Annotated in this window: 22 protein-coding genes and 2 pseudogenes; 9 read left to right on the top strand and 15 right to left on the bottom strand. The window is 62.5% G+C overall.

The window, feature by feature from the left end; all coding sequences use genetic code 11:
- Window positions 1–152: 152 nt before the first annotated feature.
- The 3 genes from J2Y83_RS02875 (at window position 153) to J2Y83_RS02865 (ending at window position 3,055) form a co-directional block, all read left to right on the top strand.
- Window positions 153–932 carry a PhzF family phenazine biosynthesis protein gene (locus J2Y83_RS02875; protein WP_253400334.1) on the top strand — a complete coding sequence of 260 codons (780 nt, stop codon included), beginning with the start codon at window positions 153–155 and terminating at the stop codon, window positions 930–932.
- A 36-nt stretch (window positions 933–968) separates the two neighbouring features.
- The gene (gene ggt / locus J2Y83_RS02870) at window positions 969–2,798 is read left to right on the top strand and encodes a gamma-glutamyltransferase (protein ID WP_253393259.1); all 1,830 of its coding nucleotides are present in this window, start codon (window positions 969–971) and stop codon (window positions 2,796–2,798) included.
- A gap of 77 nt (window positions 2,799–2,875) precedes the next feature.
- Entirely contained in the window at window positions 2,876–3,055 is a 180-nt protein-coding gene (locus J2Y83_RS02865) for a hypothetical protein (RefSeq protein WP_253393258.1), read from the top strand.
- A 34-nt stretch (window positions 3,056–3,089) separates the two neighbouring features.
- Here J2Y83_RS02865 and ddlA read toward each other — a convergent pair whose 3' ends face one another.
- Both ddlA and J2Y83_RS02855 read right to left on the bottom strand, forming a co-directional pair.
- Window positions 3,090–4,184 carry a D-alanine--D-alanine ligase gene (ddlA, locus tag J2Y83_RS02860; protein ID WP_253393257.1) on the bottom strand — a complete coding sequence of 365 codons (1,095 nt, stop codon included), beginning with the start codon at window positions 4,182–4,184 and terminating at the stop codon, window positions 3,090–3,092.
- Window positions 4,185–4,228: 44 nt separating this feature from the next.
- Window positions 4,229–4,867, bottom strand: coding sequence for a LysE family transporter (locus J2Y83_RS02855; protein WP_253393256.1), 639 nt, complete (start codon window positions 4,865–4,867; stop codon window positions 4,229–4,231).
- A 138-nt stretch (window positions 4,868–5,005) separates the two neighbouring features.
- Between J2Y83_RS02855 and J2Y83_RS02850 the strand changes: the two genes are divergently transcribed.
- Window positions 5,006–5,815, top strand: a complete 810-nt coding sequence (locus J2Y83_RS02850; RefSeq protein WP_253393255.1) for an AraC family transcriptional regulator — start codon at window positions 5,006–5,008, stop codon at window positions 5,813–5,815.
- A 6-nt stretch (window positions 5,816–5,821) separates the two neighbouring features.
- Here J2Y83_RS02850 and J2Y83_RS02845 read toward each other — a convergent pair whose 3' ends face one another.
- The 4 genes and pseudogenes from J2Y83_RS02845 to J2Y83_RS02835 form a co-directional block, all read right to left on the bottom strand.
- Window positions 5,822–6,409 (bottom strand): flavin reductase family protein, encoded by a 588-nt coding sequence (locus tag J2Y83_RS02845; RefSeq protein ID WP_247407326.1) that lies wholly within the window; start codon window positions 6,407–6,409, stop codon window positions 5,822–5,824.
- A gap of 59 nt (window positions 6,410–6,468) precedes the next feature.
- Window positions 6,469–6,897 (bottom strand): annotated as a pseudogene (locus J2Y83_RS29745) (methyl-accepting chemotaxis protein); the annotation flags it as partial.
- Between the two features lie 111 nt (window positions 6,898–7,008).
- Window positions 7,009–7,695 (bottom strand): annotated as a pseudogene (locus tag J2Y83_RS29740) (PAS domain-containing protein); the annotation flags it as partial.
- 249 nt (window positions 7,696–7,944) lie between these two features.
- The gene (locus J2Y83_RS02835) at window positions 7,945–8,223 is read right to left on the bottom strand and encodes a DUF2790 domain-containing protein (protein WP_253393253.1); all 279 of its coding nucleotides are present in this window, start codon (window positions 8,221–8,223) and stop codon (window positions 7,945–7,947) included.
- Window positions 8,224–8,830: 607 nt separating this feature from the next.
- On the opposite strand from J2Y83_RS02835, the gene J2Y83_RS02825 reads away from it, so the two are divergent.
- Together J2Y83_RS02825 and J2Y83_RS02820 are read left to right on the top strand one after the other, a co-directional pair.
- A complete protein-coding gene (locus tag J2Y83_RS02825) occupies window positions 8,831–9,505 on the top strand; it encodes a heavy metal response regulator transcription factor (RefSeq protein ID WP_046384814.1) in 675 nt (224 codons plus the stop codon).
- Window positions 9,502–10,938 (top strand): heavy metal sensor histidine kinase, encoded by a 1,437-nt coding sequence (locus J2Y83_RS02820; protein WP_253393252.1) that lies wholly within the window; start codon window positions 9,502–9,504, stop codon window positions 10,936–10,938. The genes J2Y83_RS02825 and J2Y83_RS02820 overlap by 4 nt, the downstream gene beginning before the upstream one ends.
- On the opposite strand, the gene J2Y83_RS02815 is transcribed toward J2Y83_RS02820, so the two are convergent.
- The 7 genes from J2Y83_RS02815 to J2Y83_RS02785 form a co-directional block, all read right to left on the bottom strand.
- On the bottom strand, window positions 10,853–14,008 hold the full coding sequence (locus tag J2Y83_RS02815) for a CusA/CzcA family heavy metal efflux RND transporter (protein WP_253393251.1): 3,156 nt from the start codon (window positions 14,006–14,008) through the stop codon (window positions 10,853–10,855). The two genes, J2Y83_RS02820 and J2Y83_RS02815, sit on opposite strands and share 86 nt — an antisense overlap.
- An 18-nt stretch (window positions 14,009–14,026) precedes the next feature.
- Complete coding sequence (locus tag J2Y83_RS02810; RefSeq protein WP_253393250.1) at window positions 14,027–15,133, bottom strand: efflux RND transporter periplasmic adaptor subunit; 1,107 nt, start codon at window positions 15,131–15,133, stop codon at window positions 14,027–14,029.
- Between the two features lie 17 nt (window positions 15,134–15,150).
- Complete coding sequence (locus J2Y83_RS02805; RefSeq protein ID WP_253393249.1) at window positions 15,151–16,374, bottom strand: TolC family protein; 1,224 nt, start codon at window positions 16,372–16,374, stop codon at window positions 15,151–15,153.
- A gap of 109 nt (window positions 16,375–16,483) precedes the next feature.
- Window positions 16,484–17,389 (bottom strand): cation diffusion facilitator family transporter, encoded by a 906-nt coding sequence (locus J2Y83_RS02800; RefSeq protein WP_253393248.1) that lies wholly within the window; start codon window positions 17,387–17,389, stop codon window positions 16,484–16,486.
- Window positions 17,390–17,545: 156 nt separating this feature from the next.
- On the bottom strand, window positions 17,546–18,043 hold the full coding sequence (locus J2Y83_RS02795; RefSeq protein ID WP_253393247.1) for a DUF4411 family protein: 498 nt from the start codon (window positions 18,041–18,043) through the stop codon (window positions 17,546–17,548).
- A complete protein-coding gene (locus tag J2Y83_RS02790; protein WP_253393246.1) occupies window positions 18,040–19,176 on the bottom strand; it encodes an XRE family transcriptional regulator in 1,137 nt (378 codons plus the stop codon). Before J2Y83_RS02790 ends, J2Y83_RS02795 begins: the two co-directional genes overlap by 4 nt.
- Window positions 19,177–19,247: 71 nt before the next feature.
- Window positions 19,248–20,552: an MFS transporter gene (locus tag J2Y83_RS02785; protein ID WP_253393245.1), complete on the bottom strand. Its 1,305-nt coding sequence runs from the start codon at window positions 20,550–20,552 to the stop codon at window positions 19,248–19,250.
- 185 nt (window positions 20,553–20,737) lie between these two features.
- Here J2Y83_RS02785 and J2Y83_RS02780 point away from each other — a divergent pair, with 185 nt between their 5' ends.
- Window positions 20,738–22,156, top strand: coding sequence for a short-chain fatty acid transporter (locus tag J2Y83_RS02780; protein ID WP_253393244.1), 1,419 nt, complete (start codon window positions 20,738–20,740; stop codon window positions 22,154–22,156).
- Between the two features lie 37 nt (window positions 22,157–22,193).
- Here J2Y83_RS02780 and J2Y83_RS02775 read toward each other — a convergent pair whose 3' ends face one another.
- Window positions 22,194–22,538 (bottom strand): HepT-like ribonuclease domain-containing protein, encoded by a 345-nt coding sequence (locus tag J2Y83_RS02775; protein WP_253393243.1) that lies wholly within the window; start codon window positions 22,536–22,538, stop codon window positions 22,194–22,196.
- The gene (locus tag J2Y83_RS02770; protein WP_253393242.1) at window positions 22,535–22,825 is read right to left on the bottom strand and encodes a nucleotidyltransferase family protein; all 291 of its coding nucleotides are present in this window, start codon (window positions 22,823–22,825) and stop codon (window positions 22,535–22,537) included. The genes J2Y83_RS02775 and J2Y83_RS02770 overlap by 4 nt, the downstream gene beginning before the upstream one ends.
- 161 nt (window positions 22,826–22,986) lie before the next feature.
- Between J2Y83_RS02770 and acpA the strand changes: the two genes are divergently transcribed.
- Window positions 22,987–24,687, top strand: coding sequence for an acid phosphatase (gene acpA / locus J2Y83_RS02765; protein ID WP_253393241.1), 1,701 nt, complete (start codon window positions 22,987–22,989; stop codon window positions 24,685–24,687).
- Between the two features lie 122 nt (window positions 24,688–24,809).
- Window positions 24,810–25,979, top strand: a complete 1,170-nt coding sequence (locus J2Y83_RS02760) for a hypothetical protein (protein ID WP_253393240.1) — start codon at window positions 24,810–24,812, stop codon at window positions 25,977–25,979.
- Window positions 25,980–26,032 lie beyond the last annotated feature (53 nt).

The raw sequence follows: 26,032 nt of genomic DNA, 5'->3' as shown, positions 1-26,032 counted from the left end.
TGTCGGGGCATTTTTCTGAGACACCGAAAAAGCTGTGCCGCGCCCTTCCCTGCAGCGTGCATGCGCGCAAAAAAACACGCCTTCTGTATTTTGACGCTCCCCAGAGCCCGCTGTTAGTGTCCAGCCTCCCCGAACGCATGGAGTACACCACGGTGAAACTGGACATCTACCAAGTCGACGCCTTTAGCCAACACCCCTTCGGCGGCAACCCCGCAGCGGTGTGCCCACTGACCGAATGGCTGAGCGACGCGCAACTGCAAAACATCGCCGCCGAAAACAACCTGTCCGAAACCGCCTACTTCGTGCCCCGTGACGGTTTTTATGAACTGCGCTGGTTCACCCCGACCGTCGAAGTCGACCTGTGCGGCCATGCCACGCTCGCGGCGGCGTGGGTGTTGATCAATGCGTTGGCGGATGCGCCTGATGTGCTGCGATTTGCAACGCGCAGCGGCGAGCTGCGGGTAACCCGCGAGGGCGATGAACTGGCGATGGATTTCCCGGCGAAAGCGCCACACGCGTGCGAGCCGCCGGCCGGAATGTTCAGCGCGCTGGGGATTGAACGCGCCGAGGTGTTCGGCACCGATGACTACATTGTGTTGCTCGACGATGAAGCCCAGGTTGCTGCGCTCACGCCGGACTTCGCCCAGCTCAAGGGCCTGCCCAAACGCGGGATTGCGGTGACGGCCAAGAGCACGCGGTGTGATTTCATGTCCCGTTGGTTCGGGCCGAATGTGGGGGTCAATGAAGACCCGGTCACCGGTTCCGCGCATACCTCGCTGGCGCCGTTCTGGGCCGAGCGCCTGGGCAAGACAAGCCTGACCGCCGAGCAAGGCGGTGCGCGCAAAGGCCAGTTGCGCTGCGTACTCAAGGGCGACCGGGTGATTATTTCCGGCAAGGCCGTGCTGTATATGCAAGGCACGATTTACCTGTAAAAAGCAGCCCCCCTGGAACGACAGATCATTCTCAAAATGAACGGAGTTCAGCGCGTGTTTTCGATTGCCCGCCGTCAACTGACGGTCATTGCCGCAACCCTGGCCCTTGCGGCCTGCCACACCCCGGTCAACGAACCGCCTCCGGCGCCGGAGCTAGGCTCGGGCTATCGCAGCGACCTCAGCCCGCGCCACGCCGAGCGCCATATGGCGGCGGCCGCCAACCCGCTGGCAGCCGAGGCCGGGCGTGAGATGTTGCGCCAGGGCGGTTCGGCCATCGATGCGGCGATTGCCATGCAGGCGGTGTTGACGCTGGTGGAGCCGCAGTCGTCGGGGATTGGCGGCGGTGCCTTCATCATGCTGTGGGACGGGCATACCGTGCACGCGTATGACGGCCGGGAAACCGCACCGGCCGGGGCCACGGAGCGCCTGTTCCTCAAGGCCGACGGTCAGCCGATGGGGTTCACCGCCGCGCAGATCGGCGGGCGCTCGGTGGGCACGCCGGGGGTGTTGCGAGCGCTGGAGATGGCGCACAAGAAGACCGGGCACCTGCCATGGGCCAAGTTGTTCGAGCCGGCGATCCGGCTGTCGGAACAGGGTTTCGCCCTCTCGCCGCGCTTGCACAGCCTGATTGCCGCAGACCGTTTTATCCCACAGTCGCCGGAGATGGCGGCCTACTTTCTGAACGCCGATGGCACACCCAAAGCCACCGGCACCCTGTTGAAAAACCCGGCGCTGGCTGCAGTGTTCAAACGCATCGCCAAGGAAGGCCCGGATGCGCTGTACCACGGCCCGATTGCCGACGAGATTGCGCGCAAGGTGCAGGGCCACCGCAACGCGGGCAGCCTGTCCCCGGCGGACCTTAAAGCCTACGCGGCCAAGGAACGTGCGCCGCTGTGTAGCGACTACAAGCGCTGGAAAATCTGTGGCATGCCGCCGCCGTCGTCGGGCGGGATTGCCATCGCGCAGATCATGGGCACGCTGCAGGCCCTGGAAGCCCGCGACCCGCGCCTGGCCATCGCGCCCATGACGCCGCTCAACAGCGCCTCGCTCGCCGGCCTTGAGCCCACGCCCGAGGCGGTTCACCTGATCGCCGAAGCCGGCCGCCTGGCCTTTGCCGACCGCGCACTGTATGTGGCCGATGCGGACTTTGTGCCGGTGCCGGTCGCGGGCCTGGTCGCCCCCGACTACCTGGCCCAGCGCGCCGCCTTGATCGGTGAACGCAGCCTGGGCGTCGCCAAGCCGGGCCAACCGGCGGGCATTCAAGTGGCGTATGCCCCGGACCGCTCGCCGCTGCGCATCTCCACTTCGCAAGTAGTGGCGGTGGATGACCAGGGCGGTGCCGTGTCGATGACCACCACGGTGGAGGCCGCGTTCGGCTCGCACCTGATGGTCCAGGGCTTTTTGCTCAACAACCAGATGACCGACTTCTCGTTCATTCCCGAGGAAAACGGCCAGCCGGTGGCCAACCGCGTACAACCCGGCAAACGCCCGCGCTCGGCCATGGCGCCGACCCTGGTGTTCGACCGCCAGAGCGGTGAATTGCTGGCTACGCTGGGGTCGCCAGGCGGTTCGCAGATCATCGAATACGTGAGCAAATCCCTGGTGGCGATGCTCGACTGGCAACTCGACCCGCAAGCCGCCATCAACCTGCCCAACTTCGGCAGCCGCAATGGCGCAACCGAACTGGAAAGCGGCATGTTCAGCCCGGCGTTGAAACAGGCACTCAAGGACAAGGGCCATGCACTGAGCGAGATCGAGATGACCAGCGGCATCCAGGCGATCGTTCGCACACGGGATGCGCAGGGCAAGGTGATGTTGAGCGGGGGTGCCGATCCTCGGCGGGAGGGCGAGGCGTTGGGTGATTGATGTTTACGCTGACGCCAAGGGCGCTACCGAGCATACTCCAGCGCATATCCTGTACAAGATCGCGAAGGACATGAAACATGCCACTCACTGAGAAACAGCTGAAGGAACGTGACGCCAAACGCAATATCGGCGAAGAGTTACTGACCGCCATTCAGGAGGTCAAAGCAGGGCTTTACGGCGCAGTACACCCGGTCGAAATCACTCGAGCCGCCGACACTAGAAGTAAGACCGAACGTTTTCCGGGAAGTCCTCAGTAACGCCTGATGGCGTTACTGGCGCGCCGGGCGATGACTATCGGCTGATCTTCAACCCCTTACGCCCCGCATGCCGCTCCAACGCCAGTTCAATCAAGCGGCTGACCAACTCGCTGTAGCTCATCCCCGCCGCCTGCCACAGCTTGGGGTACATGCTGATCCGGGTAAAACCCGGCAACGAGTTGATTTCGTTGATCAGCACTTCGCCGTCCTCGGTGAGGAACACATCGACCCGCGCCAACCCTGCGCACCCCAACACCTCGAACGCTTCGACGGCCAGGCGGCGAATCCGCTCGCTGGCTTGCACGCTGATATCGGCCGGCACCACCACCTGGGCCGCCTGGTCGTCGATGTATTTGCTGTCGTAGGAATAGAAGCCGCTGCTCACCACGATCTCGCCGCAACCGCTGGCGATGGGGTTGTCGTTGCCCAGCACCGCGCATTCGATCTCGCGGCCCTGGACGGCAGACTCCACCAGCACTTTCTCGTCAAAGCCCAGGGCCAGTTCGACGGCGGCGTGGTATTCGGCCTCGTCGTTCACTTTGCTCACGCCCACCGAGGAGCCTTGGTTGGCGGGTTTGACGAACATCGGCAAGCCGAGCGTGCGCACCGCCATGTCAAACGAGGTGCGTGCCGCGTTGTTGCGGTTGAGGGTGATAAACGGCGTGACGGCAATACCGGCGTCGCGCAGCAGGCGTTTGCTGATGTCCTTGTCCATGCACACTGCCGAACCGAGCACGTCGGAGCCGACGAAAGGCAGGTCGGCCATGCGCAGCAGGCCTTGCAGGCAACCGTCCTCGCCGAGGGTGCCGTGGACGATGGGGAAGATCACGTCGATGTGGGCCAGCAGGCCGCTGCCGGTGGTTTCCACCACTTGCTGGCTGGCCTTGCCCGGCACCACCGCCAGTTCGCGGTTGGACTGGTTGAGGGCGATCAGCGCCGGGTTTTCCTGGTTGATCAGGAAGTTCGAGGTGTCGTTAAGGTGCCAGTGACCGGCCTTGTCGATGCCGATCAGCACCGGCTCGAAGCGCGAACGGTCGAGGGCATCGACAATGTTGCGCGCCGACTGCAGCGAGACTTCGTGCTCGGCCGAACGGCCACCAAAAATAATCCCTACGCGCACCTTGCTCATGACCCGACCTCACTGTTGAAAGTAAGGCTTCTTACCATGAGCGGTCAGCGATTCGCTACCAGATGTACACCGAACAGCATGTAGCACCCCCCCGCAAAACGGTCGAGCCATTTGCGCGAGCGGCTGTAGAGATCGGCCATGCGCGCACTGGAAAACACCAGGGCTACGCTGGAATACCAGCTGAACGACAAGGTGGCCATGATGATCACCGCCAGGGTCAACAGCATCGGCGATGGCGACGGCGGCATGGTGGACGCGAAGATGGTGGCGACGAACAACGCGGCCTTGGGATTGGACAGATTGCCCAGTAACCCTAGGCGCCAGGCGGAAAACAACGAGCGTCGAGGCCCGTCCGGCAACAGGCTCTGCCCCATCGCCGGCGCTGAGCGCTTGAACAGCTTCAACCCCAGGTAGATCAGGTAGCAGCCACCGATGATCTTGAACGCCAGGTACAGCATGGGTGCGGCGCTAAACAGCGACTTTATGCCCAGGCCACCCGCCAACCCCCACAGGATCGTACCCGTAGCCACACCCGCCGAGGCCACCACACCATGGCGGCGCGAACAACTGGCGGCCAGTTGCGCCGTGTTGAAGAAGTTGGGGCCAGGCGTGACCACCGCCACCGTCCACAGCAGGGCCAGCGAGCTCAGGGGCGCGACGTAGGCAGGGTTGAGGACATCCATGGGGGCGCTCCATCAGCACAAGGCACGAACAGCGATCATAGGCCTCGCCTGCCCTCCTGCACAATCGTACAAGACCCCGGCAGACAAGGGCTTCAGACTCGGCTAACGTGTTTCCACCTCTTCTTGTGACAAGTCACCATGGGTAAACCCACCCCCACCCTCGACTGGCTGCACCGCGCGCCGCACGCCAGCGGCCTGGACCGCATCGAGGCGTACTTTGCCGGCTTCGCATTCGACCCGCATCGCCATGACACCTATGCCATCGGTCGTACCTTGTTCGGCGTGCAGAGTTTTCATTATCGCGGCGGCATGACTCACGGCCTGCCCGGCACCACCATGGTGATTCATCCCGACGAGACCCACGACGGCCGCGCCGGCAGCGAGGAAGGTTTCAAGTACCGCATGATCTACGTGGAGCCGGCGCTGATCCAACAGATCCTCGGCGGCAAGCCGTTGCCGTTTATCCCCGGCGGTGTGTCCACCGACCCGTGGTTGCACCGCGCCAGCGAAGTGTTGCTGCAAAGCCTGGACTGCCCGATCGACCCGTTGCAGGAGCAGGACGCGATGTTCGACCTGGCCCAGGCCTTGAGCAACGCCTCGGGAGCGATCACCACCCGCAAGACCTTCGATTACGTCGCCGCCGAACGCGCCCGGGAATTTATCCACAGCGCCCTGGGCCGCAGCATCACCCTGGATGAAATGGCCGAACACGCCGGCCGCGACCGCTGGGCCTTGTCGCGGGATTTTCGCTTGTTGTTCGGCACCAGCCCCTACCGCTACCTGACCATGCGCCGGCTGGATCTGGTACGCAGCCTGCTGGCCCAGGGCAAACCGCTGGTGGACGCGGCGATGCTCGCCGGCTTCACCGACCAGAGCCACATGACCCGGCAATTTCGCAGCACCTACGGCATGCCGCCGGCGCGCTGGGTGAAGATGCTCGGGCGCTGAACAGGCTCAACCGGCGGGCGTCAGCTGCTGCCCGTCAATCGGCTGGCCGATGGTGAGGAAATGCCCGCCCGCCACATGGTGCAGGGTGCGCAGTTGATCAAAGCCTTCGAAATGCCAACGCCCGTCGCTGAACACGCGCTCGTCGGCATACGCGGCAACCACTTCGCCGAGGAACAGGTCGTAGGTCTGCTGGGTATGCGGCTCGGGCAGCAGGCGGCATTCCAGCCAGGCGACGCAGCCTTCGAGCAAGGGCGCTTCAGTGTGTTCGCCATTGAAGGTGTGCAAATCATAGGCGGCGAATTTATCGAGATCGGCGCCGCTGGTCGTGCCCACGGTCTGTACGAGATCGGCCTGGGCCGCGCAGGGCACCTGCAGCACGAAGGTGCCGGCGCGTTCCAGCAGTTGGCGGGTCCAGGTGGCCTTGTCCAGCACGACCGCGACTTTCGGCGGTTCGAAATCCAACGGCATGGCCCAGGCGGCGGCCATGATAGCGCGCTGGCCATTATGCGCGGCGCTGACCAGTACGGTCGGGCCGTGATTGAGCAAGCGGTAGGCCTTGGACAGCGGAACGGGGCGGCGGTGATCAGGGCTCATGGAGGATCGGCTCTTCAATCGTGAAAAACCTACGATACCTCAAGCACAAGCCCTACGGGTCAGCTCGATAGCTGGTTAGCGAACTGTCCGACAGCGCTGACGACCTTTTGCGCGCCGTCCTGGATTTCCACGATCACCGTGCCGGCTTCGGCGGCCAGGGCCAGGCCCTGCTCGGCTTGCTGGCGGCCGTCGGTCATCAGGTTCACGGCGTCGCGAGCCATGTCCTGGTTCTGACGCACCACCCCGACAATCTCTTCAGTGGCCTTGCTGGTGCGCGACGCCAGTTGGCGCACTTCGTCGGCCACGACCGCAAACCCGCGCCCCTGTTCGCCGGCACGCGCCGCTTCGATGGCTGCGTTGAGCGCCAGCAGGTTGGTCTGTTCGGCGATGCCACTGATGGTCTTGACGATGCTGCCGATCACTTGGGACTGGGCATTCAGCGCCTCGATGCCCTCGCCGGCCCGCTGCATGTGGTGGGCCAGCTCGCGCATCACGTCGACCGCCTGCGTCACTACCGTGGTGCCGCGCTGGGCACTGCTGTCGGTGTGCAGCGAGGTGCTGTAGGCAATGTTGGCCGCCTCGGCAATCGCCTGTTCACGGTTGACCTGCTCGGTGATCACGGTGGCGAACTTGACCACTTTGTACAGACGATCATTGGCATCCAGCACCGGGTTATAGGTGGCTTCAAGCCATACTGCGCGGCCATGGCTGTCCACGCGCTTGAAACGCTCTGCGACAAACTCGCCGGCGTTCAGGCGTTTCCAGAAGTTCTGGTACTCGGCGCTGTTGTATTCCGCCGGTTCGCAGAACATACGGTGATGTTTGCCCTGGATCTGCGCCAGGCTGTAACCCATCGCATTGAGAAAACGCTCGTTGGCGGTGAGCACATGCCCGTCCAGGTCGAACTCGATCACGGCCGTGGAGCGCACCAGCGCGGTGATCAGGTTTTCGTGCTCGCGCGACGCCTCGATGGTGCGCGTGAGGTCGCTGGAGAACATCGAAATATGCTTGATGCGCCCGTCCGAGCCGCGCACCGGCTGCACGATCGAACGCAACCACGCTTCCTTGCCGTTGCCGCGCAACAGGCGCACGGCACCGGCAAAGTGTTCGCCACGCACCAGTGCGTTCTTGAAGCGCTGCTGGAATTCGTCCTGACGCAGGTAGGCCGGCACCAACTCGTCAACGGGCCGCCCCAGCAGTTGCGACATCGAGTAAGCCAGTTCCTGCAGGAAGTTGGCATTCGCCCACTCCACCCGACCTTCAGCGTCCAGGGTCAGGCACAACATTTCGCTTTCCAGGCTTTCCTTGACCTGCTGCAAACTGGACAACTCTTCGCGAAGAGCGGACAGCTCCTGCTTCAAACGGGTGTTGAACATGAGACACCGATGGTCATGAGAAAAGGACGGATCTGACCTGCATCGGCGTGGCCGGCGTTTTCTGAAGAGCGGTTCAATGCCCGGCGTCACTCTTTTTTGCAGCGGTCAGCCGCCATTGTTTCGGCAGACTCCCATCACTTGATATTCCAGGGTCTTGAGCTAGCCGCTGGCGTCTTCGTAGGTCATGCGCGAGGGCACGGGGCCGCATGCACGGACCGGTGGCGTCACGCTGACCACCTTGGCGATGTCCAGGGTCATGCCATAGCGATAGTTCTGCACCACCGGGGCCGCTTTGCCCTCTCTGGCCGCGTACTCGGTCATGGATTTTTCATTGCGCTCCATCATCAGCGCAAACGTGCGATCACCGCCGCCCTCGGCCAATGCACCGAAGGACAGGACGGCCGTCAATATACCCAGGCTAGTGTTATAAAAGTTCATTGTTCACTCCTCGACTGAAAGTTCAGTGTCGAGACTAACCAAACAACCCTGACGCGATGTTCACCAGAAGATTACGTATTTGTTAGGTGGCACTAAGGTTCCAGAATTGTAATGTTCGCGCAACACAGCCGCTAACCACGGTTTGCAACTATCAGCCCGACGGTTTTATCGAAGGCAGCCGCCTGAACGTGCTGGCACGTAATTTTTACTTCAACCGCACCGGGAAGAAGTTCGGGGCATTATCGAATATCCACTGGCGGCGCTCTAAGTAACGCTTACATTTACTTGCCGATGAAGTACATCTCTTCACAGGTTCAAATCTGTCAGAACTGTAATATCGGCCTCACCTTCGCGTTAAGTTGCAGTTTTTATACTGCTTATCGAACACATTCATCTCTGCAGCTTTTGTGTAGCTCCTTTGGAACGGAGATGAACTTTTACGCCCCGTATGGGGCGTTTTTTTGTTCACCCGCACAGCGACGAATCGTCGCAGTTGCCTGACGTGGCTTGACCCTAAAGCTACTTCACGGTTCAGAGTTTTCCTACAGCCCACTCGCCGCCTCTATGCGGCCATGCCCCTCTCCGTTTTCTTTGAAGGTAAATCCCCATGCGTATCCTTGTGGTTGAGGACGAGCAGAAAACCGCCGATTACTTGCAGCAGGGCCTGACCGAAAGTGGCTACGTCGTCGATTGCGCCGCCAGCGGTGTAGACGGCCTGCACCTGGCCCGGCAACACACCTATGAACTGGTGATCCTCGACGTGAACCTGCCCAACACCGACGGTTGGGAAGTGCTGGAACACCTGCGCCGCGACGGCAACCAGCGGGTCATGATGCTGACCGCCCGTGGCCGGCTGGCCGACAAGATCAAGGGCCTGGACATGGGCGCCGATGATTATCTGGTCAAGCCCTTCGAATTCCCCGAGCTGCTGGCCCGCGTGCGCACGCTGTTGCGCCGCAGCGAACACATCCCGCTGCCGGACGTGTTGCGCGTCGCCGACCTGGAACTGGACCCGCGCCGCCACCGCGCCTATCGCGGCACACGACGCATCGACCTGACCACCAAGGAGTTCGCCCTGCTGCACGTATTGATGCGCCAGGCCGGCGAGGTGATGACCCGCACGCAAATCATCTCGCTGGTGTGGGACATGAACTTCGACTGCGACACCAACGTCGTCGAAGTCTCCATCAGCCGCCTGCGCGGCAAGGTCGACGACCAGAGTGAGGTCAAGCTGATCCACACCATTCGCGGCGTCGGTTACGTGCTGGAGGCGCGCCAATGAGGACCACCAGCTTGTCGATGCGCCTGGGCCTGACGGTCAGCCTGATGGGCGCCGGCCTGGTGGTGCTGTTGGCGACCCTGGCGTACCTGGCCTTGACCCACGAGTTGGACAAGCTCGCGCGCAAGGGCCTGGAAAACAAGCTGGAGCAGTTGGAACACAGCCTGAGCCAGGGCCTCACCCCCCGCGACATCAGCAGCCGCCCCCACTCACTGCTGGATCTGGTGATGGGCCACGACAACATCTACCTGACCATCATGGGCACCCAGGCCGATACGCCGGTGCTGCTGAGCGTGGGCGCGAAACCCCAGCAGCCGCTGTTGCTGGACGTACCGGCCGGCAAGACCCTGGCCTACCTGAACTGGGTGGATGGGCAGGGCGACCGCATCCTCAGCGCCACGCGCCTGGTGCCGTTGTACAGCGGCGAGAACGTGCGCGTGCTGCTGTCGCTGAACCGCTCCGATGATGAAGCGCTGCTCAGCGCCTACCTGCGCTCCACGGTGATCGCCCTGCCGCTGCTACTGATCCTGATCGGCATGGGCGCCTGGTGGCTGGTGCAGCGCGGGCTGGCGCCGTTGCAGCAGTTCAGCCGTGTGGCGGCCCAGGTCAGCACCCAGGACCTGACCCATCGCCTGGCGCTGGACAACCTGCCCAAGGAACTGGGTGAGTTGGCCCAGGGCATCAACTTCATGCTGCATCGCCTGGACGACGGCGTGCGGCAACTGTCGCAGTTCTCCGATGACCTGGCCCACGAACTGCGCGCGCCGTTGACCAACCTGATGGGCAAGGCGCAGGTGACGTTGTCCCGCGAGCGGCCTTCGCAGGAATACAAAGCCGGGCTGGAATCCTGCACCGAGGAAATGGAACGCCTGTCGCGCATCGTCTCCGACATGCTGTTTCTGGCCCAGGTCAGCCATCCGGCGGCACGGGCCGGGTTTGCCCAGGTGTCGTTGGGCGAAGAAGCGCAGCGGGTGATGGAGCTGTTTGCCTTGAGCGCCGAAGACAAGCAGGTGACCCTGAACCTGCGCGGCGACGCCTGGATCATGGGCGATCGCCTGATGATCCAGCGGGCCATCTCCAATTTGCTCTCCAACGCCATCCGCCATACGCCGCAGGCCTCGACCGTGTTGCTGCTGGTGGAGACCTACGGCCAGAGCGTCTCGCTGTCGGTGGGCAACCCCGGCCGGGGCATCGAAGCGCACCACCTGCCGCACGTGTTCGAACGTTTCTACCGCGCCGACAGCAGTCGCACCCGCGCCGAGGGCGGCACCGGCCTGGGGCTGGCCATCGTGCAGTCGATCATGCACCTGCATCAGGGCCACGCCGACGTCAGCAGCCAGCCGGGGCGCTTTACGCGCTTGCGTCTGGTGTTTCCTCGTCCTTGCGATGCGCCCAGTGATACAACGCCGGCAGCACCAGCAAGGTCAGCAACGTAGAGGAAATAATCCCGCCGATCACCACCGTCGCCAGCGGCCGCTGCACCTCGGCGCCGGTGCCGGTGGCCAGGGCCATGGGGATAAACCCGAGGGACGCGACCAGCGCCGTCATCAACACCGGACGCAGCCGGGTCAGCGCGCCTTCGTTGATGGCCATCGACAACGAGCGCCCTTCCTCGCGCAGGTTGCGGATAAACGCGATCATCACCAGGCCGTTGAGCACCGCCACGCCGGACAAGGCGATAAAGCCCACCCCGGCCGAGATCGACAGCGGAATATCGCGCAGCCACAGCGCCATGATCCCACCGGTCAAGGCGAACGGAATCCCGGTGAACACCAACAGCCCATCCTTGAGGTTGTTGAACATCATGAACAACAGCCCGAACACCAACAGCAGCGCCACCGGCACCACGATGCGCAGGCGGTCGGAGGCCTCCTTCAACTGTTCGAACTGCCCGCCCCAGGTGGTCCAGTAGCCAACCGGCACGTTGACCTGGGCGCCGATGGCGGCTTCGGCCTCTTGGACAAACGAGCCGATATCGCGCCCCCGCACGTTGGCGCTGACGATCACCAGGCGCTTGCCGTTCTCGCGGCTGATCTGGTTCGGGCCCAGCACCAGGTCGAGGCTGGCGACCTGGGACAAGGCGATAAAGCCCAACTGCCCGGAGGCGTTACCCGCCAATGCCGGCACCGGGATCAACAACCGCGACAAGCCGTCGATATCGGTGCGCAGTGCGTCGGACAAACGCACGACCATGTCGAAACGCCGGTCGCCTTCGTACAACGTACCGGCCTGGCGCCCACCGACTGCGACGGCAATCGTGTCCTGCACATCGCCGACATTCAGGCCAAACCGCGCGGCCTTATCGCGGTCGATATTGATGGTCAGTACCGGCAGGCCGGAGGTCTGTTCCACCTTCACTTCCGAGGCGCCGTTCAGGCCTTGCAAGGTCTCGGCAATTTCCCCGGCGGTGGCATTGAGCACCGCCATGTCATCACCGAACACCTTCACCGCCACGTCGCTGCGCACCCCGGAAATCAGCTCGTTGAAACGCAGCTGGATCGGTTGTGACAATTCATACGCACTGCCCGGCACAATCGCACTGGCGCGCTGGATATCGGCGATCAGCGTTTCGCGGGACTTCTGCGGATCGGGCCACTGATCCTTGGGTTTGAGCATCACGTAGCTGTCGGAAATGTTCGGTGGCATCGGGTCGGAGGCAATCTCCGCGGTGCCGGTGCGGGCGAAGACCCGTTCGATTTCCGGCACCTGGGCCATCAAGGTTTTTTCCAACTGCTGTTGCATCTGCACCGACTGCGTCAGGCTGGTGCCGGGCACGCGCAGGGCTTGCTGGGCGAAGTCGCCTTCGCTGAGGCTGGGGATGAATTCGCTGCCCATGCGGCTGGCCACCAGCCCCGAGGCGACGATGGTCAACAGCGCCAAACCGAACACCAGCGGGCGCCGCGCCATCACCCAGTCGAGCACTGGCGCATAGACCCGACGCGCACTGCGCATCACCAGGTTGTCTTCTTCCTTGACCTTGCCGGTGACAAACAGCGCAATCGCCGCCGGTACGAAGGTCACCGAGAGGATCATCGCGCCGAACAGGGCGATCACCACGGTGAAGGCCATGGGGTGGAACATTTTCCCGGCCACGCCAGTGAGGGCGAAGATCGGCAGGTACACCACCATGATGATCAGTTGCCCGAAGATCAGCGCACGCCGCGCCTCCTTGGCCGCCGCGAACACTTCGTGCAGGCGCTCGCTGCGCGTCAACAGACGGCCGTGACGCTGTTGCGCATGGGCCAGGCGGCGGATGGCGTTCTCGACGATCACCACCGCACCGTCGACGATGATGCCGAAGTCCAGTGCGCCGAGGCTCATCAGGTTGGCGCTGACTTTGTTGGTGAACATGCCGGTAAAGGTGAACAGCATCGCCAGCGGAATCACCATCGCGGTGATCAGCGCCGCACGGATGTTACCGAGGAACAGGAACAACACTGCGACCACCAGCAGCGCGCCTTCGAAGAGGTTTTTCTTCACCGTGGCGATGGCTTTTTCGACGAGGTTGGTGCGGTCGTAAACGGTAACGGCGACCACGCCCTCGGGCAGCGAGCGGTTGATCTGTTCGAGTCGCGAAGCCACGGCCTGGGACACGCTGCGGCTGTTTTCGCCGATCAACATGAACACCGTGCCCAGCACCACTTCACGACCGTTTTCGGTGGCGGCGCCGGTACGCAGCTCACGGCCGATCTCGACCTGGGCCACATTGCGCACGCGGATCGGCGTGCCGTCCGAGGTGGTGATGACGATGTTGGCGATATCGTCGATCGACGCCACTTGCCCCGGTGCGCGGATCAGCAACTGCTCGCCGCTGCGCTCGATGTAACCGGCACCGACGTTGGCGTTGTTGCGCTCCAGGGCGGTGACCAGATCGTTCAAGGTCAGGTTGTAGGCCGCCAGGCGCTTGGGGTCGGGGGCGATCTGGTATTCCTTGGCGAAGCCACCGATGGTATTGATCTCGGCCACGCCAGGCACGTTGCGCAGTTGCGGCTTGATGATCCAGTCCTGGATCACGCGCAGGTCGGTCGGCGTGTAGGGCGTGCCGTCGTCCTTGCGCGCGCCCTCTTCGGCTTCCACGGTCCATAGGAAAATTTCCCCTAGGCCGGTGGAAATCGGCCCCATCGCCGTTTCGATGCCGCTGGGCAATTGCTCACGGGCGACTTGCAGGCGTTCGTTGACCAACTGGCGGGCGAAGAACAGGTCGGTGCCGTCCTTGAAGATCACCGTCACCTGGGACAAACCGGAGCGCGACAGCGAACGGGTCTGCTGCAACCCCGGCAACCCGGCCATGGCGGTTTCGATGGGAAAGGTGATGCGCTGTTCGGTTTCCAGCGGCGAAAAACCGGGCGCCGCCGAGTTGATCTGTACCTGCACATTGGTGATGTCGGGCACCGCGTCGATGGGCAGTTTCTGATAGCTGGCGATGCCGACACCGGCCATCAGCAGCACCGCCAGCAGCACGATGATGCGCTGCTCGATGGCGAATTGGATAAGGCGCTCAAACATGGGAAATCACTCGCGGGATCAATGGGCGTGTTCGGCCGAGCCTTTGCCCAGTTCGGACTTGAGGATGAAGCTGCCGACCGTGGCCACCTGCGCCCCGGCGTCGAGGCCCTGGCGCACTTCGACGTAGCCGTTTTCGCTGACGCCCAGTTCCAGATGGCGGGTGACGAAGCCGTCCGCCGTGCGCACGAACACCGAGGGTTTGTCCTCGACGGTCTGGATCGCGGCCTGGGGCACCGTGACCTTGGCCTGGTAGGTGTCGGTGGCGATCTGTACGGCGACGAACAACCCCGGGCGCCACACGTCATCGGGGTTGGGCACGCTCACGCGCACGGTGGCGGTGCGCGTCTGCTCGCCCAGCAAGCTGCCCACATAGGCCACGGTGCCGAGCACTTCGGTGCCCATTTCGGTGGAGCTGACTTTCACCGGCTTGCCGACGCGGACCTTGTTCAAGTCCTTGGGAAAGACGCCGAACGTGACCCACACCTGCGACAGGTCCGACAAGGTGAAGGCATTGCTGGTCTCGCTGACCACCTCGCCGACGCCCAGGTGTTTTTCCACCACCACGCCGGCGAACGGTGCGCGCAATTCGTAGCGATTGCCGCCGACCAGTACGGCGCTGCCGCTGAGGGCGGTCATCTTTTGGCGGGCGTTGTTCTGGGCGATTTCGGCTTCCTGCAAGGCCTGGCGCGCCAGCAGGTAATCCTGCTCGGCGGAGATCTTGTCCTGCCACAGTTGGCGCTCGCGCTGGAAGGTGGTGCGCGCCAGTTCGACCCGGCGCTGGCTGGCAGCCAGTTCGCTGCGCTGATCGGAAATCTGCTGGCTGGCGATCACCGCCAGCAGCTCGCCTTGCTTGACCGCCTGGCCGAGGTTGACCTTCACCGCCTCCACCACCCCCGCCGCACGCGGCACGATGTGCGAGGTGCGGTCTTCATCGAAGCGCACTTCACCCGGCAGCGACAGCACGCTGCTGATCGGCCGGGGCTGGGCCTGGGCCAGTTGAATACCGGCGGCCTCGATCTGCTGCTCGGTGAGTTCGAGCGTGCCTTCTTCTTCCTCGGCGTTTGCCAGGCCGGACAGCATCAGGCCCAGGACGACGGCAAGCGCCACGCCATGTTTAGTCTGCATAGAGGACTCCAAAAAAATCAGAAACGGGCGAGGTCGCCGTAGATCCGTTCGATGCGCACCCAGGCGTCGGTGGCCTGGGCGGTCGCCGTGAGGTATTGGGTGCGGGCCGCGATCAAGGTGCGCTGGGCGTCGAGGACGTCGAGGAAGTTGAACTTGCCCATCTCGAAGCCACGGGTGGCACTGTCCACCGCGCTCTGGGCGGCGGGCAGGATCTGCTGGTTGAATGCGCGCACTTCGGTGTTCGCGGTTTGCCACAGGTCCAGGGCCTGGCGGGTTTCGGTGCGCAGGCGCAGTTCGGCGGCGTTGCGCAGGTCACGGGCCTGGTCGGCGCGGCGGGTGGCGGTGAGGACGTTGCCCTGGTTGCGGTTGAACAGCGGGATCGGCATCGACACGCCCACCAGGTTCACGCGCTCGCGCACGCTGGCGTCGTACTGGCTGCCAATCGACACATCGAGGTCGGGGATGCGCTGGGCTTTTTCCAGGCCGACGCTGGCTTCGTTCTGTAGGATTTGCAGTTCGGCCAGGCGCAGCTCGGCGGTCTGCTCAAGACGCGCCAGCAGTTGCGCGGCGGGCGGCAACGTCGCCGGGACGCTGCTTGGCGTGGCGACGGCGGCGAAGTCGGGCGCGGCGCTGCCGGTGCTGGCAGCCAGGCGGCGATAGGCGTCGCTCACGCCCATTTGGGCGCGGTTGAGTTCCAGGCGGATTTCCGACAACTGCACCTGAGCGCGGGTGGCTTCGACCGGCGACGCTTTACCGGCGCTGACCCGGCCGTTGGCGACCACCAGACCGCGCTCGGCCAGTGCCAGGGAGCGTTGCGCCAGGTCGAGGCGTTCCTGGGCGCGAAGGGCGCCGTAATAGCGGTCGATCACCTCGGCGCGCAAGTCGTTGCGGCGCTGTTCCAAGGTCAGCGCCGCGACGTCCTGACCACGCGTCGCCAGCGCGATGCGCGCACCGCGCTTGCCGCCCAGTTCCAGGGTCTGGCTTAACTTGAGCGTGGTGGTGCGGGTGTCGCGGCGGGTGTCTTCGGCATCCCATGAGGCCACCGGGTTGGGGATCAGCCCCGCCTGCTGGCGACCGCCGCTGGCGATGTCGATCTCCCATTGCGCGGCGGCCAGGTCGGGGTTATTGGCGAAGGCGGTTTGCAGGGCGGCGTCGAGGCTCAGGGTCTGGGCGCCGACCCCTTGTGCCGTCGCCAGCAACACGACGATCGAGCACAGTAATGTTCTTGCACGAGTTGGCATAACGAGAGTTCCAGGCCCATGAAATGGCGGATAAATCCAAGCCGGGGCACTGTAACTTTCGGTACTTATCAGGGGGGTGGGGCGAACATTACAAATCCGTTAGCAAGGCTCAAGCATGGGCTTCTTCGAGCCCGTCACGATGAAAACCCTCGCCCTCGACCTGCAGCGTGACGTGGGAAATATCGAATTGTTCATGCAGCAATTGCGTCACTTGAGCGAGGACCTGTTGCTCGACGCCCGGCACCGCGTCCGCCACCAGATGGCTGCTCAGCACGTTCTTGCCACTGGTGAGCGCCCAGACATGCAGGTCATGTACATCCTTCACGCCAGGTACGCCACGTATGGCCTGTTCCACGCTGTCGATATCGATGCCGTCGGGCACACCTTGCAGCAGCACATTCATGCTCTCCTTGAGCAACACCCAGGTACGCGGTAACACCCAGAAACCAATTGCCGCCGCCACCACCGAGTCGACCCAACCCCAGCCGGTCAACATGATCACCACGGCCGCGATGATCACGCCGACAGAGCCGAGCATGTCGCTCCAGACCTCCAGGTACGCACCTTTGACATTCAGGCTTTCGCCACTGCCGGCGCTGAGCAGGCGCATGGCGATCAGGTTGACGAGCAGCCCCAGCACGGCGATCACCAGCATGCCGGTCGACTGGATTTCGGCGGGTGCCTGCAGGCGTTGATAGGCCTCATAAAGGATGTAGAACGCCACCGCAAACAGCAGCAACGCATTGAATGCCGCCGCCAGGATTTCAAAGCGGGCGTAACCGAACGTGCGCTTGCGGTCGGCGGGACGCTTGGCGATCTGGATCGCCACCAGGGAAATCGCCATGGCCAGGGCGTCGGTCATCATGTGCGCGGCGTCGGACAACAGCGCCAGGCTGCCGGTGATAAAGGCACCGATCACCTCGGCAATCATGAAGCTGCTGGTCAGCCCGAGGGCGATCCATAACTGGCGTTCGTGACCGGCGCGTACCTGGGCGTGGTTGTGTCCTGCGCTCATGAAACATCCTCGTGGGGAGTGGTTCAGGGATCATAGAGCTATCAGCTAAATCCGCCGGCACAGGTTACAAATTTGTCCTCCGCGCGCCAGCAGGCGGTTACCGTTGATTGCACCAAAACTCCCGACCTGAAGAGGGTGGCCCTCTTCACCTATAGGTCAGTGGTGCAAAACAAAGCGTGCGTCCAGCTTACCGAGCAACTCGAACGTGTTCATATAAGAGACTCCGACGAGTGAGCACACATTGGGAATGGTGTATTTGCGCTTGATATCGGGGTTATAAACTTCATGGGTTACGACTACTGCCCCCGTCGTCATAGCCTTGGCAATCAGCCACGGGTCTGCCCCTTCAAGAAACTCTTCAAGTGCGCCAGCCTTCATCAGCGGCGCCTGCTGCGCAATTTTGGCGACAATATGTCCAAATGCCGCTTGAGTCCGTTCATCACTGGCGTCTTCAAAGAGGTGGGCATTGCCCTTGACCCACTGGGTGAGGTCGTCATTGCCTTTGGCCAGCTCGTCCCTTACCGGTACGATACTGGCAACCTCCAAGGCCTGATGTTGTTGAAGTATCCACGCCCAATAGCCTGGACAAATCGTCAAACCGTAATAACGATTTTTGGCCTCGATCAGCGTATTCGAATCCAATAGATGTTTCATGCCGAGAGCTTCACCCCATATGCCTTCAACTTGGCAGGCTGTACACCCAGCAGTTTTCCGGCATCTCGTAACAACATCCGCCCGCTCTGGGCTTCTGCCAGAACAGCCTTGCTTAACCGGGCGCTGTTCCTGGTCGCTGCGGTGCGGTAGTAGTCCCCTCCGCAGCCATCCTTATCTCGATAGGCCTGCAAGATCCGTCGGTAGTAAGCACCGTATTGATCGCTGCTGATGTAACCAAGATCACGCGCACGACGGGCAATGACGAGTGCGCTGACATGAAAACGCCCCGCCAAAGGCGCCAGGTTTCCTTCCCAGTAAATATCGCCGTCCCAGTACGCGCTGAAGACGATCCCCGGCGCAAGAAACTCGCCCGCCACGGCATTGCAGAACACTTCCTCCTGACCTGCACCTTGACTACCTCCATCGGACACACCTGTGCTACCGATCCAGATATGGGCAAGCTCATGCATCAGGGTAAAAAGCCGTGCAGAGGGTGCATCCGCGCTGTTGATAAACACGACAGGCGCCATCACGTTACTGATCGCAAATCCTCGAAATTCGCTGACATCAAGTTTCCTGCGGGTATTGCCCAAGGCAACACCGCTGCGCATAACGAGAATGCCGGCGTCTTCCGCGCCACTCACCAATGCCCGCATATAGTCTTCATAACTTATACGGGTAGGTGCATCAGTTATGCCCAGCACGCGACGAATATCGGCAACGACGTCCTTGATCGGCGAACGACTGTTGAAGCTACCGACAAAGGAAAGCGGAGCTCGTTCATGATCCTGCAAATACTCCAGGTACCAGTCCTGCTTGCGCAACACATCCCTGACGGTGTCCATCAAATTCAGGCTGGGTTTATCGGGCAATACACCGCCTACCGTGCGCAGGTCCGGAAGTGGCAGATGCTCCTCTGGAGGCGCCTGGAGAAAGAGAAAACCAAAAGGAACATGCGCGATGGCAGCCCACTTTTGCGCCTGGTTAAAGGTGGGTAGGCTCCGGCCGCCCTCCCACTCCATGACCCTTTGCGTCTTGACCGTAAGCCCCTTGGCGACCTGAGCCTCAGACAGCCCCGCCCGCTGGCGAGACCAGGACAGGATGGAGGGGTTGATAAAGGCCGTCTGAGTCATGAAGTACTAGGTGCTAATCGAGGGTGGAGCTGACTATAGGAGTGGCTGCAATACCCGTCAATTGGTGGCCCTTAGGCCCCGTGAGTGCCCGCCTCCACTGCGTGGCGCTTGCTGAACAACACCACACTCACCGCCCCCACCGCGCCCATCACCACGCAATAACCCACGCAAATCCACGGGCTGGTCGGCATCAGTGCAATCAGGATCAAGGGCGTGGTGCTCGCCCACAGCGCGTAGGCAATGTTGTAGGTGAAGGAAATCCCCGACACCCGCACCGGCGCCGGGAACAGCCCGACCATCACCGACGGCACTGCGCCAACCACGCCGCAGCTCAAGCCTGCCAAGGCATACGCCGCGCCGAGCCAGACGCCACCGGCGATCAGACTGGCGTATAACACCGCGATCCCCAGCGGCAGCAACAGGCTGTAGACCAGCACCGCGCGCCAGGCGCCGATGCGGTCCACCAACAGGCCGGCCAGGACGCAGCCGATGTTCAGGAACACGATGCCCAGCGCGCTCAGGGCGAAGGTGTGGCTGGGCGTCATGCCGAAGGTTTTCTGCATCATGGTCGGGGTGATGACCACCAGCACCACCACGGCGGAGGTGAGCACGCAGGTGAGGATCATCGCCGGCAGCAACACGCTGCGATGGTCGCGCAATACGGTGCGCAGCGGCATTTCGGCGGCGGCTTGGCGGCGCGCCTGCATTTCGAGGAACACCGGGGTTTCGTTGAGCCAGCGGCGCAGCCACACGCCGATCACGCCGAAGACACCACCGAGCAGGAAGGGGAAGCGCCAGGCGTAGTCGAGGATCTCCGCCGGGGTGAAAAGTTGCGCCAGCAGTGTGGCGGTCAGCGCGCCGAGCAGGTAGCCGAAGGTCAGGCCGGCTTGCAGGAAGCCCAAGGCGTAACCGCGGTGATGGGTCGGCGCATGCTCGGCGACGAAGGTCCAGGCGCTGGGCACTTCACCGCCCACCGCTGCGCCTTGCAGCACGCGCAGCACCAGCAGGATCAGCGGTGCGAAATAGCCGATCTGCGCGTAGGTCGGCATGATCCCGATCAGCAGGCAGGGCAAGGCCATCATCAGGATGCTCAGGCTGAACACGCGCTTGCGCCCCAGGTGATCGGCGAAGTGCGCCATCAGGATGCCGCCCAGCGGGCGCGCGAGGTAGCCGGTGACGAAGATCCCGAAACTTTGCAGCAGGCGCAGCCACTCGGGCATTTCCGGCGGGAAGAACAGTTGGCTGAGGGTCAGCGCGAAAAACACGAAGATGATGAAGTCGTAGATTTCCAGGGCACCGCCGAGGGCGGCCAGGCCCAGGGTTTTGTAGTCGGAGCGGGAAAAACGCTGCGCCTGTGCAAGCGAGGTGGCAGTCATGTTGAGGCTCGGCAGACAAACAAAATGGCGTGCAGGTTATGAGCTGAGGCGGATGATGGCAATCGCGGAGGATATATTTGTTTTCCTCATTGATCGATGAAGATAACTGCATTCCCCTATCAATGGCCGTAGCGGAACATGGCGTAAAACTACCAAAACCATAACAACTATAAGAGGAATGCCTCGTGGCCGATGCTCTCGAAGAAAGCCGCTATGCCCGATTTGCCCTGCGCTGCTCCAATTTCGCCGAACGCTGGTTTCCTGACTCCTGGGTGTTTGCCGCCCTCGCCGTGATCATTGTCGCCGTGGCGACCCTGGGCATGGGCGCCGCGCCGAGCGAGGCCGCCAAGGCGTTCGGCGATGGGTTCTGGAGCCTGATCCCGTTCACCATGCAGATGGCCTTCGTGGTGATCGGCGGTTATGTGGTCGCCAGTTCGCCGCCGGCGGTGAGGCTGATCGACCGCCTGGCGCGCATCCCGAAGAACGGCCGCTCGGCCGTGGCCTGGGTGGCGTTGATTTCCATGGTTGCCTCCTTGCTCAACTGGGGCCTGTCCCTGGTGTTCGGCGGTTTGCTGGTGCGCGCATTGGCGCGGCGCACGGACTTGCGCATGGACTACCGCGCTGCCGGCGCCGCGGCCTACCTGGGCCTCGGTGCGGTGTGGGCGTTGGGGCTGTCGTCGTCGGCCGCGCAGTTGCAGGCCAACCCGGCCAGCTTGCCGCCGTCGATCCTGTCGATCACCGGGGTGATCCCATTCACCGACACCATCTTCCTGTGGCAATCCGGCGTACTGTTGCTGGCGTTGATCGTGGTCTCGCTGATCATCGCCTACGCCACCGCGCCCGGCCCGAACAGCGCCCGTGATGCCAAGGCCTGCGGGGTCGACCCGGCCTTCAACCTGCCCAAGCCGCAGGCCCCGACGCGCCCGGGCGAATGGCTGGAGCACAGCCCGGTGCTGACCATCCTGCTGGCGCTGCTGGCGGCGGGTTGGTTGTTCCACGAGTTTTCGACCAAGCCGGCGATCAGTGCCATCTCCGGGCTGAACACCTATAACTTCCTGTTCATCATGGTCGGTGCGTTGCTGCACTGGCGCCCGCGCAGCTTTCTCGATGCGGTCGCCCGCGCGGTGCCAACCACCACTGGCGTACTGATCCAGTTCCCGCTGTACGGCTCGATTGCCGCGCTGATGACCGTGGTCAAGGGCGGCGACGGCCAGACGCTGGCCCACCATATCTCGACCTTCTTTACGTCCATCGCCTCCCACGACACCTATGCCCTGTTGATGGGGGTGTATTCGGCGGTGCTGGGCTTCTTTATCCCGTCGGGCGGCGGCAAGTGGATCATCGAAGCGCCCTACGTGATGCAAGTGGCCAATGACCTGCAATACCACCTGGGCTGGGCCGTGCAGATCTACAACGCGGCCGAGGCGCTGCCGAATTTGATCAACCCGTTTTATATGCTGCCGTTGCTGGGCGTGCTGGGGCTGAAGGCGCGGGATTTGATCGGGTTTTCGTTCGTGCAGTTGCTGGTACACGCGCCGTTGGTGTTGTTTTTGTTGTGGGCGTTGGGGACGACGTTGAAGTATTTGCCGCCGGTGATGCCTTAAACTGCGGATGACGCACCTGTTGTTGCAACAGGTGCATTTACGCAGGAGCATCGGGGATGCGCCCCAATAAATCGGGCAATGCGCTCTGGATCGTGTCCCAAACCACATCAAGGTTGATGTCGAAATAACCGTGAGCGATCCGGTTGCGCATTCCGCGCATGCTCCGCCAAGGAATGTGTGGATGACCCACCGTAAAATCCGGGTACTGATCCATGATTTTCGTAGACGCCTCACCAATGATGATCAAACTCATGATCACCGCTTGTTGAGTACGCCGGTCTTCCAGAAATTCTTCTTTGCTCAAGCCTTCGACAAAGGTGACCGCATCAGTTGCGGCTTGCCTGATGTGATTCAAATAATCCCCAAGGCGGTTCAATGTCATACCGGCCGGGCCTCTGCCAACACTTTTGCACGAAACTTCAACGGCAAATCGGCAGGCGTCAGCAAGTCCACATTAATCCCGAGCAGATCCTCAAGCGCCACCTGAAGCCCACCGAGATCAAAGAGAGTGGTTCCCGGCGGAGCATCAACCAGCAAATCCAGATCACTGCCCTCATGGTCAGTACCCAGCAAGACCGACCCAAACACCCTGGGATTTGAGATACGAAAACGGCCCACCACTTCTCTGACGGCGGCGCGTTGTAGATCAAGGGCAGTTGAAGGTTTCACGGTTCACCTCGGTGACATCCATTATCGGGCCAGTCTAGCAGCGCCGACGGCGTGTAGACACATGCCACTGGTCACACACCATTGTCTTCCCTCCGTCACATTCCACTGCTACCGTCCTGGCGAAATATCTTGCAACAAATAGCCAGCAAGGACTCCCCGCAATGAGTGACGAGCACGAAGACCGCCCTGCCTCTGATTCCATCGACCAACCGCCGGTAGACACCAGCCGGCGGCGCTTCCTCGGCGGCGCAGCGGTGTTGGGGGTGGGCGCGACCTTGAGTGCCTGCGGCAATCCCGGCGACGCGCCGGGCAAACCGCTGCCTCGGCCGCTTACGCCGCAGGAGTTGGATAAGGCATTACACGACCAAGTGAAAACCGTCGTGGTGATCTACGCCGAAAACCGCAGTTTCAACAACCTGTTTGCCGACTTCCCGGGACTGGAGAAACCGCTGTCGGCGTTGTCCGCCGCCGACTATCAGCAGCGCGACCGCGACGCCAGCGTATTGACCACCCTGCCCCCGGTGTGGGGTGGCGTGTTGCAAGTCGGCTCGCAAAGCGTCGACGGGGTGACCTACCCCAGTGAAGTGCAATTCCAGGAGAACCTGCCCAACGCCCCGTTCGCCCTCAAGGGCCCGAACGCCGAAGACCTGCCCTTGAGCCTGGTCACCCGTGATTTGTGGCACGTGTTCTACCAGAACCAGATGCAGATCAACGGCGGCAAGAACGACAATTTCGTCGCCTGGGCCGATTCCGGCGGCCTGGTGATGGGGCATTACGCCCAGAGCCGTTATTCCCTGCGCCTGTGGGACGTGGCCAAGGAGTTTGTGCTCTGTGATAACTTCTTCCAGGGCGCATTTGGCGGCTCGTTCCTCAACCACCAATACCTGATCAGCGCCACCGCGCCGGTTTATCCGAACGCGGCGCAGTCGGTGGCCAAGGCGCAGATCGCCACGCTGCAAAGCGACGATCCCAACGACCCACGCCTCAAGCCCCTGGACAAATCCCCGGCCAGCGCCATGAGCGGCCCGCCGCAGTTCGGCCCGAGCGCGCTGACCCCGGACGGTTACGCCGTGAACACCCTGGCCCCGCCCTACTGGCCGACCTGGATTCGCGACCCGCAAAACCCGGACTACGCCAAGCCCGACCTGCCCAACGTGCTGGTGCCGCAAACCCACGAACACATCGGCGACAAGCTGTCGAAAAAGCACATCGACTGGGCCTGGTACGCCGGGGCCTGGCAGGCGACGCTGGAGCAGTTCAAGGACTCGGGCGGCATTCCGAAGATCCCCAACTTCCAGTACCACCACCAGCCGTTCAACTACTTCAAGCAACAGGGCCCGGAAAACCGCGCGGAGCGTGACAAGCGCCTGCGCGACGCGGGCCTGGGCGATGAGTCGAGCACCAACACGTTCTTTGCCGACGCGCAGGCGGGCAAGCTACCCGCCGTGACCTTCTACAAACCCCAGGGCAACCTCAACATGCACGCCGGTTATGCCGACGTAGCCTCGGGTGATCGCCATATCACCCGCGCCCTGAAGGTGCTGCAGGAAAGCCCGCAGTGGAAAAACATGGTGGTGGTGGTGACCGTCGATGAAAACGGCGGCTGGTGGGACCATGTGGCACCGCCCAAGGGCGACCGCTGGGGCCCTGGCACGCGGGTTCCGGCGCTGGTGGTGTCGCCGTTCGCGCGCAAAGGCACGGTGGACCATACGGTGTACGACACGGCGTCGATCCTGCGCCTGATCACCCGCGTTTTTCAGTTGGAGACACTCGACGGGCTCAAGCAGCGCGACGACGCCATGATCGCCCGCGGCCAGAAACCGATGGGCGACTTGAGCAATGCGCTGCAGTTCGAGGTGTAGGACGGCTTATCCAATAGCGACACGCCCAGCAATTTTGCACGCGGTTTTCCTGGTCAGCCGCTACTGTGTGAGGGTGGGCTTTCACCCCGCACAGGCGGGCTTTCGCGGACAAGGAATCATCTATGTTTAAACCGACCAGGTTGTCCTTCACCTTGGCCGCACTGATGGCGAGTGCGGTCGTACAGGCCGACATCGAAGTGCCCCTGGGCAGCACGCAACGGGTTACCCAGTTGTTCGCTTACCCCAATAACTGCAATGTGATTTGCTTTCGGCCCTGGACGCTGGAGCAGACCGCCGAGCATTACCTGAACCAGAGCCTGCAGCGCGACGGTTACAGCCGCGCCAAAGTCAGCGTCAAAATCCATGATGGCCAGGTCGCGGCGACCTTCAGCGGCGTGCCCGAGAGCTATGGCCTTCCGCTGACGAGCTTGCTCGCGACCGCCGACCTGGCCTACCAAGGCGCGAGCCGGCTCAATAGCGACGGCAAGTGGGCCTACAACTGGTACTTGTTCCTGCCGCTGGGCATGGCCCTGGAAAACCGCAAAAGCATCGAGCTGCTGCACTTTCCGCCGGATTATTCACTGACCCAGGCCCAGGATTACCTGGAATCGGCCACCACCGACCGCTGGGCCACCCTGCTCGTCGACAATGGCATTCCGGCCAGCGAAACCCCGGCCTACCAGACCATCATCGACATCGCGCCGATCGCCGCGCCGTCCAACGCCGGTAAAGACCTGGAAAACGTCTACAGCTACTTCACCGACTACCAGACACGCATGGTCGCGGAGCTGAGCCTGCCGCCCAAAGGTGCATTGCCGATGGTGGCGTTCGGCGCGCCGGTGCGCAGTTGGATCAAGCAACAATACGGGCAAACCGTGGGCGTGCTGGGCCTGGCGCAGATCAGCCCGGCCCCCGGTAAAACCGTCTCGGTGCTGGGCGCCAACCACCCCAGTTACATCTGGTACGCGGCCAGCCCGGACACCTACGACGGTAACGCGCAGAAGGCCGACGAGGCCGGTTTGAAAGTGATGGGCCAGGACTTGAGCGCCGCCTGCTGGCAAGCCGGAATGGGCCAGAAGCCAGCGAGCGATGCGAATGTGCTGCTCAAGGCGTGCATGAACACCTGGCAAGTCACGCGCAAAGAGCAGACCTGCGAACTGTTCTACACCTCGGTGCGCGACCTGACCCCGGAGCAGGCGAACGCCAAATGCGCCACGCCCGCGATCAAAACCCAGCTCAAGCAACTGAAAGACGCCGCCCCCGCCCCGGCAATCACCGCCCCGGCGCTGTAAAGTGCAGAAAAAAAGCCGATTTCTACTGTCAAACTTGACAGTAGAAATCGGCT

The organism is Pseudomonas marginalis, assembly GCF_024169655.1.
Classification (GTDB): Bacteria; Pseudomonadota; Gammaproteobacteria; order Pseudomonadales; family Pseudomonadaceae; genus Aquipseudomonas; species Aquipseudomonas paraveronii.
The sequence above is the reverse complement of the archived record's forward strand: the minus strand, read 5'-3'. Positions and strand labels throughout refer to the sequence as shown.